This is a genomic window from Arthrobacter sp. AFG7.2, assembly GCF_002892835.1.
Classification (GTDB): domain Bacteria; phylum Actinomycetota; class Actinomycetes; order Actinomycetales; family Micrococcaceae; genus Arthrobacter.
Window position 1 is genome coordinate 245,945 of sequence record NZ_PJMB01000005.1, and the last position, 13,405, is coordinate 259,349.

Annotated in this window: 15 protein-coding genes and 1 riboswitch; of the genes, 7 read left to right on the forward strand and 8 right to left on the reverse strand. The window is 65.3% G+C overall.

Translation table 11 applies throughout. From position 1 onward, the window contains the following. Positions 1 to 1,092, forward strand: a complete 1,092-nt coding sequence (locus tag CXX84_RS11525; protein WP_102976836.1) for a glycosyltransferase family 4 protein — start codon at positions 1 to 3, stop codon at positions 1,090 to 1,092. A 37-nt stretch (positions 1,093 to 1,129) separates the two neighbouring features. Here the strand turns inward: CXX84_RS11525 and CXX84_RS11530 are convergent, their stop codons facing one another. Further along, positions 1,130 to 1,636 (reverse strand): nucleoside deaminase, encoded by a 507-nt coding sequence (locus CXX84_RS11530; protein ID WP_102976837.1) that lies wholly within the window; start codon positions 1,634 to 1,636, stop codon positions 1,130 to 1,132. 61 nt (positions 1,637 to 1,697) lie between these two features. Here CXX84_RS11530 and CXX84_RS11535 point away from each other — a divergent pair, with 61 nt between their 5' ends. Genes CXX84_RS11535 through CXX84_RS11545 form a run of 3 tightly spaced genes read left to right on the forward strand, consistent with a single transcriptional unit; the run spans position 1,698 to position 3,650 of the window. After that, positions 1,698 to 2,579, forward strand: coding sequence for a phosphatase PAP2 family protein (locus tag CXX84_RS11535; protein WP_223253073.1), 882 nt, complete (start codon positions 1,698 to 1,700; stop codon positions 2,577 to 2,579). Positions 2,580 to 2,591: 12 nt separating this feature from the next. After that, complete coding sequence (upp, locus tag CXX84_RS11540; protein ID WP_102976838.1) at positions 2,592 to 3,227, forward strand: uracil phosphoribosyltransferase; 636 nt, start codon at positions 2,592 to 2,594, stop codon at positions 3,225 to 3,227. Between the two features lie 45 nt (positions 3,228 to 3,272). Continuing rightward, positions 3,273 to 3,650, forward strand: coding sequence for a VOC family protein (locus CXX84_RS11545; protein ID WP_102976839.1), 378 nt, complete (start codon positions 3,273 to 3,275; stop codon positions 3,648 to 3,650). A gap of 37 nt (positions 3,651 to 3,687) precedes the next feature. Here CXX84_RS11545 and CXX84_RS11550 read toward each other — a convergent pair whose 3' ends face one another. The 3 genes from CXX84_RS11550 to CXX84_RS11560 all read right to left on the reverse strand — a co-directional run bounded on the left by CXX84_RS11550 (position 3,688) and on the right by CXX84_RS11560 (position 6,967). Beyond that, the gene (locus CXX84_RS11550; RefSeq protein WP_102976840.1) at positions 3,688 to 4,401 is read right to left on the reverse strand and encodes a hypothetical protein; all 714 of its coding nucleotides are present in this window, start codon (positions 4,399 to 4,401) and stop codon (positions 3,688 to 3,690) included. 5 nt (positions 4,402 to 4,406) lie between these two features. Next, positions 4,407 to 4,568: riboswitch (cyclic di-AMP (ydaO/yuaA leader) on the reverse strand. 93 nt (positions 4,569 to 4,661) lie between these two features. Further along, positions 4,662 to 6,221, reverse strand: a complete 1,560-nt coding sequence (locus CXX84_RS11555) for a sensor histidine kinase (protein WP_102976841.1) — start codon at positions 6,219 to 6,221, stop codon at positions 4,662 to 4,664. A gap of 5 nt (positions 6,222 to 6,226) precedes the next feature. Continuing rightward, on the reverse strand, positions 6,227 to 6,967 hold the full coding sequence (locus CXX84_RS11560) for a response regulator transcription factor (protein WP_102976842.1): 741 nt from the start codon (positions 6,965 to 6,967) through the stop codon (positions 6,227 to 6,229). Between the two features lie 148 nt (positions 6,968 to 7,115). Between CXX84_RS11560 and CXX84_RS19000 the strand changes: the two genes are divergently transcribed. From CXX84_RS19000 to CXX84_RS11570, 3 genes are all read left to right on the forward strand, one after another. After that, positions 7,116 to 7,340 (forward strand): hypothetical protein, encoded by a 225-nt coding sequence (locus CXX84_RS19000; protein ID WP_146031874.1) that lies wholly within the window; start codon positions 7,116 to 7,118, stop codon positions 7,338 to 7,340. 319 nt (positions 7,341 to 7,659) lie between these two features. Further along, positions 7,660 to 8,523 carry a winged helix-turn-helix domain-containing protein gene (locus tag CXX84_RS11565; RefSeq protein ID WP_102976843.1) on the forward strand — a complete coding sequence of 288 codons (864 nt, stop codon included), beginning with the start codon at positions 7,660 to 7,662 and terminating at the stop codon, positions 8,521 to 8,523. A 177-nt stretch (positions 8,524 to 8,700) separates the two neighbouring features. Continuing rightward, positions 8,701 to 9,228: a SixA phosphatase family protein gene (locus tag CXX84_RS11570; RefSeq protein WP_102976844.1), complete on the forward strand. Its 528-nt coding sequence runs from the start codon at positions 8,701 to 8,703 to the stop codon at positions 9,226 to 9,228. A 28-nt stretch (positions 9,229 to 9,256) separates the two neighbouring features. Here the strand turns inward: CXX84_RS11570 and CXX84_RS11575 are convergent, their stop codons facing one another. The 4 genes from CXX84_RS11575 to CXX84_RS11590 are packed head-to-tail and all read right to left on the reverse strand — an operon-like array spanning position 9,257 to position 13,357. Then, on the reverse strand, positions 9,257 to 9,928 hold the full coding sequence (locus tag CXX84_RS11575) for a hypothetical protein (RefSeq protein WP_102976845.1): 672 nt from the start codon (positions 9,926 to 9,928) through the stop codon (positions 9,257 to 9,259). Positions 9,929 to 9,936: 8 nt separating this feature from the next. Continuing rightward, complete coding sequence (locus CXX84_RS11580) at positions 9,937 to 10,620, reverse strand: TetR/AcrR family transcriptional regulator (protein ID WP_102976846.1); 684 nt, start codon at positions 10,618 to 10,620, stop codon at positions 9,937 to 9,939. Further along, positions 10,617 to 12,653, reverse strand: a complete 2,037-nt coding sequence (locus CXX84_RS11585) for a YhgE/Pip domain-containing protein (protein ID WP_102976847.1) — start codon at positions 12,651 to 12,653, stop codon at positions 10,617 to 10,619. The genes CXX84_RS11580 and CXX84_RS11585 overlap by 4 nt, the downstream gene beginning before the upstream one ends. Continuing rightward, positions 12,650 to 13,357, reverse strand: coding sequence for an ABC transporter ATP-binding protein (locus CXX84_RS11590; RefSeq protein ID WP_102976848.1), 708 nt, complete (start codon positions 13,355 to 13,357; stop codon positions 12,650 to 12,652). Before CXX84_RS11590 ends, CXX84_RS11585 begins: the two co-directional genes overlap by 4 nt. Positions 13,358 to 13,405: the final 48 nt, after the last annotated feature.

Consider the following 13,405-nt stretch of genomic DNA (forward strand, 5'->3'; position numbering starts at 1 on the left):
ATGGAGCGCATCCGCCTTCTGGTACCTGGCAATATCCACCACCATTCCGGCGGCAACATTTACAACGCCCGGCTGGTGAAGGGACTCACGGCACTGGGGGTAGACGTCGAGGTGCTGACAGTGGACGGCTCGTGGCCGGAAGCCAGAGCCAAGGACCGGCGCCGGCTGGGCAGCCTGCTTGGGGCATGGGAACCGGCGACGGAAGTTGAACCAGGCAACGTCGTGACCCTGGTGGATGGGCTGATCGCCATGGGCGCTCCGGATGAAATGGAGTTCGTAGCCAAAGCGCGGCGGAAAACATGCGTGCTGGTACATATGCCAGCTCCGGCGCATCACGAGCTCGAGGCGCGCTCCCTCCGTGCAGCCACTGCCGTGGTGTGCACCAGCACCTGGGCCAGCAAAGTCCTGGCAGCACGCCACGGGCTGCAGGAGCTCAAAGTGGCACTGCCGGGCACCGACCCGGCACCATTGGCCGAGGGATCCAACCCGCCCCACATCGCTGTCGTCGCCGCGCTCCTGCCCAACAAGGACCAGTTATTGACAGTGTCTGCGCTGGCCACGCTCAAGGACCACGACTGGACGGCGTCACTGGTGGGATCGGACCAGGCGGACGACGATTACGCCAGGAAAGTCCGTGCCGCAGTGGAGACGCACGGGCTGGGGGAACGGATCCAGCTCACCGGGGAGCTGACCGGCGAAGCGCTGGAAATTGAGTGGCACCGGGCTGACCTGACCATGCTGGTGTCCCGCGCCGAGGCCTTCGGCATGGTGGTCACGGAGTCGCTCGCCCGCGGGATTCCCGTCATAGTCCGCGCCGGGACTGGCGCGGTTGAGGCCTTGCGCCTCGGCGCACCTGCAACATCGAGGAATGACGACGGCGGCACGCTTCCAGGTTCAGCAGTGGCCTTTCCCGCCGACGACGACCCTGCTAACCCCGCCCTTTTGGCTCAGGTCCTGCGCCACTGGCTGGAAGATGCTGGAACCAGGGCCGCCTGGCGGTCAAGGGCACTTGAGGCAAGAGGTAGGCTGCCGGGGTGGAACCAAACCGCGGCCCAGGTCCTGGAGGCTTTGGCCGAACACCGGAGCGCCTGATCGTGCACGCGCTCGACTGATCGCTGCCCCGCGTGGCTCACAGCATGGTCCGGTGCGCCGCGAAGAACTCACGCAGCATGGCCGCGCACTCGGCTTCACGGACACCCGGATATACCTCCACCCAGTGGTTCAGCCGCCGCTCACGGAGCACATCGAATACGGAGCCCGCAGCCCCGGCCTTCTCATCCCAGGCGCCAAAGACCACACGCGGAATTCGCGCCAGGACAATTGCGCCGGCACACATGGCGCAGGGCTCGAGGGTGACCACCAGGGTGCAGTCGGCAAGCCGCCAGCCGTCTCCACGGCCGCCGTCGAGCACGGAAAGCTGGCGCAACCGCTCGGCCGCTTCGCGGATGGCGACCACCTCGGCATGCGCGGTGGGGTCCCCCAACTCCTCCCGCTGGTTCCGCCCGGAACCCAGCACGGCGCCGTCGGGTCCTAGCACCACCGCGCCGATCGGAACGTCTTCAGTAACGAGGGCGCGCCGGGCTTCGGCAAGGGCAAGGCCCATCCACGTATCGTGTTTCTTCTCGGCGGAGACCATGGCTCAATGATAGTTTCGAAGGATACCCAGAGCCCGTGACGCAGATCTGCCGGGAGGCACAGTGAGCACCGTCCGAGACCGCGTGGACAAGTGGATCAAGCCGTACGCTGCACTGTGGCTCACCATGATCATCGGGGGCGCGTTGGTACTGACCATGGCCCTGCTTGGCGCCGAGGTTTACTCGGATGTAGTGGATGAGGAAGGCCTCGCCAGCCTTGATATTCCTGCCTTGGAATACTCGCAGTCCCTGAGGAACCCCGATGCTGACGCCTTCGCCACAGGGTTTACCAACGTTGGCGGCGGAATCGGAATGCCCATCGTGGCAAGCATCCTCACCGCGTGGCTCACTTTCCTGAGCAGGACCTGGCGGCCCATCGTTTTGGTGGGTGGTGCCGCCCTCGTTTCCACAACTGCCACCACTTTCGGCAAGCGGCTCGTGGGCAGGACCCGGCCGGACCATTCCGAAGCCGTGCCTCCTTTCGAAACATCACCGTCCTTCCCCAGCGGGCACACCTTGAACACCACGGTGGTGATAGGGGTGCTGGTCTACCTCATGTGCCTGCAGTTCCAGGTGCTCTGGGCCAGGACTACCGCCATAACTGCCGGCGCCGTCTTCATCATCGCCATGGGCCTGAGCAGGGTTTTCCTGGGACATCACTGGATGACGGACGTCATGGCCGGCTGGCTGCTGGGACTTGCCTGGGTGGGCATGGTGATCCTGGCGCACCGGCTCTTCCACCTGATGCGGCGGCGCGAGCACGCCGGGCCGGCACCTACCTTCGAACACCCGGTCCTGCGTGAGGACCACACGGAGAACGCGGAAACCCGAACGGGCAGCGCCGCTGGAAAGCGCGACGGCGGTTCCTCGCCAGGGAACGACGGCGGCGCTTCGGGGAGCGGTGCGGACGGCGGGCGGCAGGGGAGGGGCCCGGCGGCCGGGTGATAGTTTTGACCCATGCGCACTCTCGTTGTGGACCACCCGCTGGTCGCCCATAAACTCACCGTTCTCAGGGACAAAAACACTCCCTCCCCGGTCTTCCGGCAGCTGACGGAGGAGTTGGTGACCCTTCTTGCCTATGAGGCCACCCGAGAGGTCCGCACCGAGCCCGTCACCATCGAAACGCCGGTGAGCACCACCGTAGGAACCGCATTCACCAAGCCCACGCCGCTGGTGGTGCCCATCCTCCGCGCCGGCTTGGGAATGCTGGAGGGAATGACCAAGCTCGTCCCCACGGCCGAAGTGGGGTTCCTCGGCATGGCCCGCGATGAGGAAACGCTGGACATCATCACCTACGCCGAACGGCTCCCCGAGGACCTCACCGACCGGCAGATCTTTGTGCTTGACCCCATGCTCGCCACCGGCGGGACACTGCGCGAAGCCATTAAGTTCCTGTTCAAGCGCGGCGCCTCAGATGTCACCTGCATCTGCCTGCTTGCCGCGCCTGAAGGCCTGGCCAAGCTGGAGGAAGAACTTACCGGCGCGAACGTCACCATTGTCCTGGCCTCGATTGACGAAAAGCTGAACGAGAAGTCGTATATCGTCCCGGGCCTCGGCGACGCCGGCGACAGGCTTTACGGCATCGCCGGCTAGGACTCAAGCCTTTCCCACGCCCATTCGCAGGGCTAGCCTGTGCGCATGGACTGGAAACTTGAACTCGTGTATGTCCCCGTGTCCGATGTGGACCGGGCCAAAGACTTCTACGTCAACAAGGTGGGCTTCACCGCCGATTTCGACGAACGGCCCAACGACGCCATCAGGTTCGTGCAGCTCACGCCTCCCGGTTCCGCCTGCTCCATCTGCATTGGGGAAGGGCTCACGGACGCCCCTCCCGGGACCGGCTCGAATCTGCAGCTCGTCGTCGACGACATCCAGGCCGCCCACGGGCACCTGAAAGCCAGCGGTGTGGACGTCAGCGACGTGGACATCCAGGACTGGGGCCATTTCGTGTACTTCGCCGATCCGGACGGCAACCGGTGGGCAGTCCAGTACATCCCGGGCCGGAACCCGGGATGAGGCGTGGGGGAGCGGCGGGTGAGGCTGCTCCGCTGGTTTAGTACCAGTTATTGGCGTAGTGGAAGTTCAATGCACCGCACGGGGACTGGTAGCGCTCCTGAATGTAGTCCAGGCCCCAGTTGATCTGCGTACGGTAGTTGGTGAGGTAGTCCGCGCCGGCGCTTGCCATCTTCTCGGCTGGAAGGGACTGCACGATGCCGTAGGCGCCGCTGCTCGGGTTGGTGGCCGTCGTTGTCCAGTCCGATTCCTTGGTCCACAGGGTCTGCAGGCACTGCATCTGGTCCGGAGCCCAGCCGAAGGACGCCAGCTGGCCGGCAGCATAGGCCTGTGCACCTGCCGGGTCATTGACCGCGACGGCGGGGGCCGGCTCGGGAGCAGGCGCGGGTTCGGGAGCAGGTGCCGGGGCGGGTTCCGGTGCTGGAGCCGGCGCAGGCTCGGCGGCTGGAGCAGGGGCAGCTTCGGCCGCCTGCGGGACAACGTTGATCGGCTCGGGGGACTGAGCCGGGTTTTCCTGGATTTCGCTTTGTTCGAAGCTCAGCTTCGACTGCGCTTCTGCGGCCTGCGTCTCCGTCGCTGCCACCTTGGCAGCGGTATCGGTAGCCTGGCCCGCTGCTCCAACGCCTATGAGGAGGGCGCAGGACGTTGCCAGGATCGCGGCGCGCTGGCCGAAGGACGGAATTTTGCCTGCCCCGCGCGGTGCATGGTCTTCAGGCCCTGATTTCGGGCGTGCTTTCATAAGGAACTTGGACATGATGGATCGCCTCTCACACCTGCGGAGTTAGCTGTCGGGTTCGGATGAGGGCATCCGGCAGCACGGAAGGATCACGTGCTGGCTTAACCCCAAGGGCAGTTGAATGCCCGGGACGGTGGGTCCCCCGCCTCTGCCTATGATCAACCGGAATCCGGGAAGTGGCAGAGCTTGGCGTCATCCGGATATGCGGCCCAAACGGGAACCGCACCCAATCGACGCTACAGGAAGAAAGCTTTCAAGTCACATTTTGGTAACAGAGATCACGACGACGGCGTGGCACCTTGCGGCGTTGATCCGGCGGGTGGCAATTGCAGGATGAATTGCGTGCGCCCAGGGCGTGACGTCACCGTTACCGTGCCGCCGTGCGCCTCAACAATGGACTCGACGATCGATAGGCCCAGGCCGCTGGTTCCCTCCGCGGCGGATATGCCTGGTCCGCCGGGCGTGCCCGCCCGGGACGCGTCTGCGCGGGCGAAGCGTGCAAAGACCTGGTCCACGAATTCCGGCGGGATGCCCCCGCCGTCGTCCGTTACCGTTACCACCGCGGCGCCCGCCGCTGTCTTCCCAACCCCGGTGACCACGGTGGTTCCGGGCGGCGTGTGCTTGCGGGCGTTGGACAGCAGGTTTATCAGCACCTGCCGCAGCTGGGACGGATCACCGTCCACCAGCACAGGCTCAGCGGGGAGTTCAAGCCGCCAATTATGTTCGGGGCCCATGACCTTTTCGTCACTGACGCTTTCCACCACCAGGTGGTTCAGGTCCACTTCGCTGAGCTTTAGGGGCTGCCCCTCATCGAGCCGTGCCAGCAGCAGCAGGTCCTCCACCAGTGCGGTCATCCGTTCGGACTGGCTTTGCACCCGCGCCAGCGACCTCGCCCCGTCCAGGGTGAAGGACTCTGTCATCCGCAGGAGCTCTGTATAGCCGCGGATCGCGGTCAGCGGCGTGCGGAGCTCGTGCGAGGCGTCAGCCACGAACTGCCGTACCTTGGTTTCGCTCTTCTGCCGCGCCTGCAGCGCGCTGGCCACGTTGTCCAGCATGAGGTTCAATGCGTGCCCCACGCTGCCCACCTCCGTTCCCGGATTGGAGTTCGACGGCGGCACGCGGACAGCCAGTGCTACCTCGCCTGCGTCCAGTGGCAGCTGCGAAACGCGGGTGGCCACCTCGGAGAGCTGTTCGAGGGGTTTCATGGTGCGCCGGATCAGCACTGTTCCCACCAGTCCGATCAGCAGCAGGCCGGCCAGTGAGACGAAGACGAAGGTCCACACCAGGGACGCGAGGGTACTCTGCTGGGCGGCCAGGGGAAGTCCTGTCACCAGGACATCACCGAAGTTGGTCCTGACCGCGATCAGCCGGTAGTCGCCGTTGGATAGCGTCCTGTCCACTGGCTGCGCGTCTGTCTCCAAAGCCAGCAGGACCTGCTTGTCCCCGCTGGACAACGGGGAGCGCATGGTGTTCGAGGTGAGGAAGCCGCCACTGTTGACCTGGCCGTTGAGAATAAGCGCGTTCAGCGTTCCCACGCTTTGGCCCCGGGAATCCAGCGGATCCCGGCCGTTAAACCCGCCTGAGGGGGGCCGGCCGGGATCGTTGGAGCGGGCTGCGGCCTGGCTGAGCTGCCCGTCCAGCTGGCGGGTGAGGAAGGCGTCCATGGAGGCATAACTCGCAACACCCACGGCGCCGCAGATGGCGATCAGCAACGTCATGGCCAGGAGGATGAGCCTGGTCCGCAGGTGCCAGGTCCCGGGCTTGAGCCAGCTGCGGCGCTGTGGTTCCGCACTGCGGCGTTCCGCGCTCTGCGACTGGGTGCTGTGGGGGGACGGCACGGGCCCTACTCCGCCGGTTTGATGACATACCCGGCGCCGCGCACGGTGTGGATCATGGGCGGGTGGACGGCGTCCACCTTCTTGCGCAGATAGGAAATGTAGAGCTCCACGATGTTGGCCTGGCCGCCGAAGTCGTAGTTCCAGACCCGATCCAAGATCTGTGCCTTGCTGATGACGCGCTTGGGGTTCTCCATAAGGTAGCGGAGCAGCTCGAACTGGGTTGCTGTCAGCTGGAGCACGTCACCGGCGCGGGTCACCTCACGGGTGTCCACGTTGAGGACCAGGTCTCCCACCACCAGTTCCGCGGTGTCCATGGCGGCGACGCCGGACCTCTGAACCAGCCGGTGCAGCCGGAGCAGGACTTCCTCCATGCTGAACGGCTTGGTGACGTAGTCATCACCGCCGGCTGCGAGGCCGACAATCCGGTCCTGGACCGCGTCCTTCGCGGTCAGGAACAGTGCGGGAACCTCCGGCGCGAAGGCGCGGATCCTGGCCAGGACCTCGACGCCGTCGAAGCCGGGAATCATGACGTCCAGGACCAGCACGTCAGGGCGGAAGTCCTTGGCCGTCTTCACTGCCTCGGGGCCGTCAGCGGCAATTGCCACCGACCAGCCTGCCATGCGCAGCCCCATGCTCATGAGTTCGGAAAGGCTCGGCTCGTCATCGACCACCAGCGCCCTGATGGGGGAGCCGTCCGGATGGGTGAGCTGTGGCAGGTTGTTTGTCATGGAGTGCGGGGTGGCCATGGAACAACTCTCCGATCCCTGGGTTAAGCCTGGCTATGGCATCCCTGTGCGCAGGCTGTGAATCACAGCCTAGCCAGCGGAAGGGGAGCAACGGGCCCGTCTCACGCCACGTGCCGGCGCGCGAGAATGGGAAACCTGAGCGCCGCTGGTGCCGATTGCGCTGAATTCGCCCGCCGGAGGGAAAGTTTTTTTGTCCAGAAATGGAAGCGGCTGGACACGCGAAAGGGGCCGCGCCGAGATTCCACTATCAGTCCTGCTTTTGAATTTGTCGCCCGATTTCATCGTCTTTGACGAATTTTATTTGCCGATCGGCCTCTTGCCGGATGCGCAAAAGGATAACGACCGTTATTTTTCGCCGCGGCCAGAATCGTGATCTGCGCCACGTTAGCCGTTTTAGTCTCACAATGCGGACGAAAGCGTCCATTGTTACTTGCAAGTTGCCATTGTTACGCTGCACACTTCCAATGTGAACAAGAACTCAACAGCACCTGCAGCCGCAGAACATTGGCCCAGCACATCCGCTGCTGCCGACATGCGCTGTTGTCGAATGCACGCCTGACCTTCCCACCCATCGAAGTTCTTAGGCATTCGCCCCCAGCCCAGCGTCGGGCGCCCCTCCCCAGTTCGCACTTGCGGGGAAACCCAGCATTCGGGCCGTGCTTTGCGGCCATTCACATTGAGGTAACCAAAACATGACCGTTGCATCCGGATACGTCCACATCTCTGTCCGTAACGCCGCCAAGGCCGGCCAGCCCTCGGGCCTTCGCCCCGGGTTTGGGCCACGCAGCGCCCTGGCTCCCTCTGCTTCCGGAAGCAGCTTCCCGTCCCAAGGCTTCGCGCCGCAGGGCTTCAACCCCAATTCCTATGGACAGCTCCGCGCCGTCCAGCCGGCAGAGGCCGCTCCCATGACCGCACCCACGCCGGTGGTTGCCGGCCCGAACGCCGTCCGGGCCGTCGCCAACGACACCGTGGCGCGGGGATTTGTCCTCTACATGGGCATCGATGAGGAAACTGCGGCCGCCGCCGGAACCTCCATTGCCAAGCTGGCCCAGGAAATCCGCGCCTACGCGCAGTCCCTCGTTGCAGGGGCCGAGAGTTACGCAGCCGTTGCGGTTGCTCCGGCCGGCACCCCCGGCTCCGCTCTCGACGTCGTCCGTTCCACCTTTGGTGACCCGACCGTCAGCGCCCGGCAGCGCACGGAAGCTCCGCGCCAGCAGGCCCAGGAGCCGCGCCCCTCAGGTGTCCTGATCGACCTCGCCCGCCGCGAAGTGCACCTGGACGGCGAGTCACTCAACCTGACCTTCAAGGAGTTCGAACTCCTGAACTACCTGGTGGAAAACGGCACCCGCACCGTGGGCCGCGACGAACTCCTCGAAGGACTGTGGCGCAATGCCGAAGAGGTGCCCAATGAGCGCACCATCGACGTCCACATCCGCCGGCTGCGCTCCAAGCTGGGACGCCTTGCCAACACCGTGCGCACAGTCCGCGGCCAGGGATACCGGTTCTATGAGCACCCCGAGGTTGTTGTCTGGGCCGCTCCGGAATACTCGATCTAGGTCTTCTGCGACCGCGCCAAAGCGGCTTTCTGCCGTGCCTTAGACACCTCCTTCGTTCCTCAGTCGGCGATGCGGCACTACGCAGAAAGTCGCTTTTGCGCGTCCGGACCCAGTAAGCACTGACCTCCGCGGTTGCGGTTCGACGGCGGCTATTGGGGCTGGCGCTAGGCTTGGGCCATGAGTGAGCACCATCTTCGACGGCTTGTGATCATGCGGCATGCCAAGGCCGATTGGCCGGGCGGGGTGGCTGACCACGAGCGTCCCCTGGAGGAAAGGGGCCACCGCGAGGCGCCCCTTGCCGGCCGGTGGCTGCTCAAGCACAACATCGTGCCGGATTTCATCCTCTGCTCCAGCGCCCTGCGGACCAGACAGACGTGCACCTGGGTGTGCTCGGAGCTGGGGGAGAAAGCCCCGACGCCCAAGCTTGAGGACGGGCTGTACGCAGCGTCGGCACTCCGGATGCTGACGGTAATCAACCATGTCCCGGATACGGTCACCACGTTGATGCTGATCTCGCATCTGCCCGGGGTACAGGACCTCGCCATGCATCTGGCTTCACGCGATTCGGACCACGATGCCTACATGGACGCCGCCACCCGGTACCCCACCAATGCCCTTGCAGTCCTTGAGACGGAGAAATCCTGGGCGGAGCTGGACGGACAGGACGCGCGGATCACCAGATTCAAGGTTCCCCGCGCGCATTAGGCGCGGGCTTGCCTCCAAGGACGAGGTCTCAGCGCCGGCGTGTGGACCTGGTCCCCGTTGTCGACGGCGGCGTCCTGCCTTGGGACGCCGCCGGCGACGACGAAGGCCGCTTGGCAGGGACGGAAGGCGCCCGCGCGGGTGCACGGAGGCGGCTTGTGCCTTCACCGGCTGGACGCCGGGCCGGCCGCCGCTGGGCTGTCCCGCCAGCGCCGGCCCGGCCCGTCGTCGTCCCTCTATTCGCCGGTGCTGTCATGCCGGCCCTGCCCTTGCCTGGCCTGCCCTTGCCCGCGCGGTTCTTGCCGCTGGAGGACCGCAACCGCCGCCCCGGGGGCCACACCGCACCGAGGAACAGGACCAAAAGCGTTGCAAGGCCTGCGGCGGCAGCGCCAAAGAAGTAGTTGTCCGGGTCGCCGGTAGGAAGGGGGGTGCCCAGAAATGACGACTCACCGGCAAAGGCCAGCTCCCAGGTGCTGACAAACGCGAGCAGGAATGCAACGGTGAGGCTGGTTCCGGCCCCGGCAGCAAGGAGGGCGAGGCGGCGTCCCCGGTTCAGGATCTCCATCAGGCACGCAAGGTAAGCCAGCGCCAGGACACCGAGCAACGCCACGAACACCGGTTCCGCAAGCGTCATTCCGGTCAGCACCAGCAGCCCGGCGGCCACGATACCGGCGATGACGGCAAATTTTCCGCTGTTCCCCATATGCCCAATCATCCCCGAGGCTCGGGCAGCTTCAGCACATAACCGCGCATGATGGCCATGATTGCCGCAACGCTTTGATCGCGGGTGCGCTCCGGATTGTACGTCTGGCGGTCGAGCCCCACAACGAAGCAGGCGCCGAAAATGGCCGTTTCCAGGCTGCCGCGCGGAACGCTTCCATCCACCGGGTAGGCTTCCGAGACGTTCTGCACCGCCTCCCCGATGACCTCCAGCAACTCACCGCGAAGCACAGCGAACGTGCCCTGCCACTCGCTGGGCGTACGCCAGTTCTCGCTGACCCACAGACGTGCGAAGGAAGGGTACTCCGCCATGAAGTCCATGGCCTGGCCGATCATCGCCTCCATGGCCTGGAGGGGGTCGCGAGTCGAAGCCGGAAATCTATCTTCTGCCTTTTCAGCTCCTTCCTGTATCCCCTGTCCTGCGGCTCCCAGCAGGCGGGCTTTCAGGATGTCCACACCGTGCCGCAGCAGCTGGGCAATAAGCTCGGATTTACTGCCGAAGTTGTAGTAGACGGTCCCCTTGGAGACGCCCGCCGCAGCGGCAATCTCGTCAACCGTGACACCCGCGGCTCCACGTTCGCCAATCAGTTCCATGGAGGCGTCAAAGAGTTTCTGCCGCGTCGCGGCAGTCCGGGCCGGGCGAAGGGTCTTAGTTGACCCTGGTGGTGCACTCATACCGCGATCTCCGGCTTCAAGGTTTTCAGGGTCCAGTATTTGTTCCTGCGAACGGCAAGGGTGGACAGGGCCGCCCCCAGGACGGTGTAGCCCAACAGGCCCAGGACGGTGGGGCCGATCATGGACAGGTCCGCCCCATAGATCAGGTGCCGCATTCCCGTCACCACATAGCCCATGGGCAGGATTTCATGCACGACGTGGAGCGGCTGCGGAGTGGTCTGCCAAGGGAAAGTACCACCCGACGAGACCAGCTGCAGGACCAGCAGAATGAGCACCACCAGCTTGCCAGGGGAACCGAGCAAGGCCACAATGCCCTGGATGATGGCGCTGAACGCCATGGCCGCGGCGAGCATGAAGAGCCACATCAGCACCGGATGCGCGGGATTGAGTCCCAGGGCGAGGTCCACCACCAGGGTGAGGAGGCTGGCCTGCACCACCGAGACAGCCAGGAACGGCAGCCATCCGCCAAGTGCGATCTTCCAGGCGGGGGCATTGGACGCCAGCGCCCGCTGGGTGATGGGGCGCATGGCCTGGATCAACATGAAGATTCCGATCCACAGGGCCAGTGTGAGGAAGAACGGCGCCAGTCCGGCGCCGTACGAGCCGGCCTTTGCCTGGGAAACGTTGCTGACTGCTACGGGATCGGCCATGACCCGGGACAGGTTGCTCCGTTGGGCGTCATTCGGGTTGGGAACCTGTCCGGCACCATTGCCGATTTCGTCAGCCAGCGTCCGTGAACCCTCCGCTGCGGTGCCGGCGCCTGCCGCCAGTTGTGCCGCCCCGCCCTCAAGCCGTTGGCTGCCGTCTGCCAGGCGCCCCGAGCCGTCCAGGGCTGCCTGCTCACCGGTGGCCAGCGCCGCTGCCCCGGTATGGAGCTGGTCTGCACCCGAGGAAGCCTGGGAAACGGCGTCCTTGAGCGCTGGGATGCCGGTGGCGAGCTGGGCGGCGCCGGAACTGACAGAAGCTGCACCTGCAGCCAGCTGCTCAATCTTTGCTGTGTCCGTCTGCACCTTCGTCCTGGCTTCTGTCACAGGGCTGGAGCCGGCCGCGGCATCAAAGTCGGCCAGAATCGCGTCCGACTGTTCCTGTGTCAGGACACCGGTTGCCACGAGCCGCGCGTTGGACCCGGCCACCCGGGCCCGAAGCCCCTGGTCAGCCGCATCAAGCTGGGCGGCAAGCTCCTGGACTGTGGCGTTCAACTGGGCATTGCCGGCAGCAACCTGGGCTGCTCCGGCGGCGAGCGCCTGCGAATCTGCCGGGAGTGAGGCCGTCTTGTCCTTCAGTGTGGACAAGCCGCTGCTGAGCTGGCCTGCGCCGTCGGTGAGCTGGTTGGCGCCGTCCCGCAGTTTGACCTGCCCTGCGTACAGTTCGCCTGCTCCGCTGCTGAGGGCGGCGGCGCCCTCATGGAGGGTGGCGGCCCCGTCGCGAACTGACGCAACGCCGTCGGCCAAGCGGGCGGCACCGTCGCCCGCCTCGACCATTTTCGCGTGGATGGTCCCGAAGCCTGTCAGGAGCTGGTTGGCCGTTTCCTCGCCCACCTCGGTTGCGACTGTGTCGTGAACCGCGGTGGTGAGCTTGTCCACGATGGTGCTCAGCAGATAGTTGTTTGCGTCGTTGGTGGTGACGTTGAGCATGGCCTGGCTGGCGGAGTCAAAGCTGCCCGGCGAGGCGAGGTTGGCTGAAAAGTCCTGCGGAATCTTGAGCGCAAAGGCATAATCGCCGCTGCTCACGCCCATGTCCGCCTCTTCCGGCGTGGAAACGGGTATCCAGTGGAAGACGTTGCCGTCCACCAGGCTGTCCGCCACCTTCGCGCCGGCTTCCAGGCGCGTTCCATCGCTGGCCGTGGCGCCGGTATCCTCAATCACCAGAGCAGCGTCAAGGTGGTCAAGGTTGCCGTAAGGGTCCCAGTTTGCGTAAAGGTACACCGCGCCATACAGCAGCGGGACCATGGTCAGCGCAAGGATGGTCAGCTTTGGCAGCAGTCCGCCGGTCATGCGCTTGAGTTCGGAGCGGGCCAGCCGCAATATGGTCACGAGGCAACCTCAGGGTCGAGTTCAGGAGTGTCCGCCGCATCCGGTTCGTCCTCATCCGGGTGCTTGTGCGGGTATACGGGGACGTCGTCGTTGCCAATGGCGGCGGCGGGTCCGTCCCACGACGGCGGGAGGGCACCAACGGTGGCGACGACGGCGAGCGGCCTTCCGTCGTCGAACGCCAGGCGCTGCAGCCGCGGCAGCCAGTCGGCGTGGTCCGCACTGTGCCGGTCAGGGGAGTCGACCACCAGCAGGTCGGTGTGCGGATTCGCCAAGGCCAGCGACGTCAGGAGCTCAAGCCGCCGGGCAGGATCCACTTGCTCCGACCACAGGTCTGCGATGTCCTCGAAACTGTTCACTTTCAGCCAGGGGCTGCTCATCAGGGCGCCCCGGTAGCGGCGGGGGATCAGGGCAAGGTCCTCAGTGACCAGGTCACGGACGCTAAGGTGCTGCTCGGGCTCGTTGACGCCGGGGGAGTCCACCAGGGCGCTCGCAAGCCGGCGCGCCTTGATCTTCTGCGTGCCGTCCCAGCTGATGAGGCCGCCGGTCGCCTTCATCCTGCCGCTAAGGACCAAAGCGAGGGCCGTCCGGTGGTCCTGCCGCCCGCCGGCCACCAGCAGCAGTTGGCCGCGGCGGACCTGGAGTGAAGTGGTCGGAAGGAGGGGATCCCTGCGGCCCCTGGCAGAGAGCCGTTGTGCTGAAAGCAAGAGTGGCCTTTCGCGGAAGATGTCTGCTTCCAGCCTAACCAAACTGAC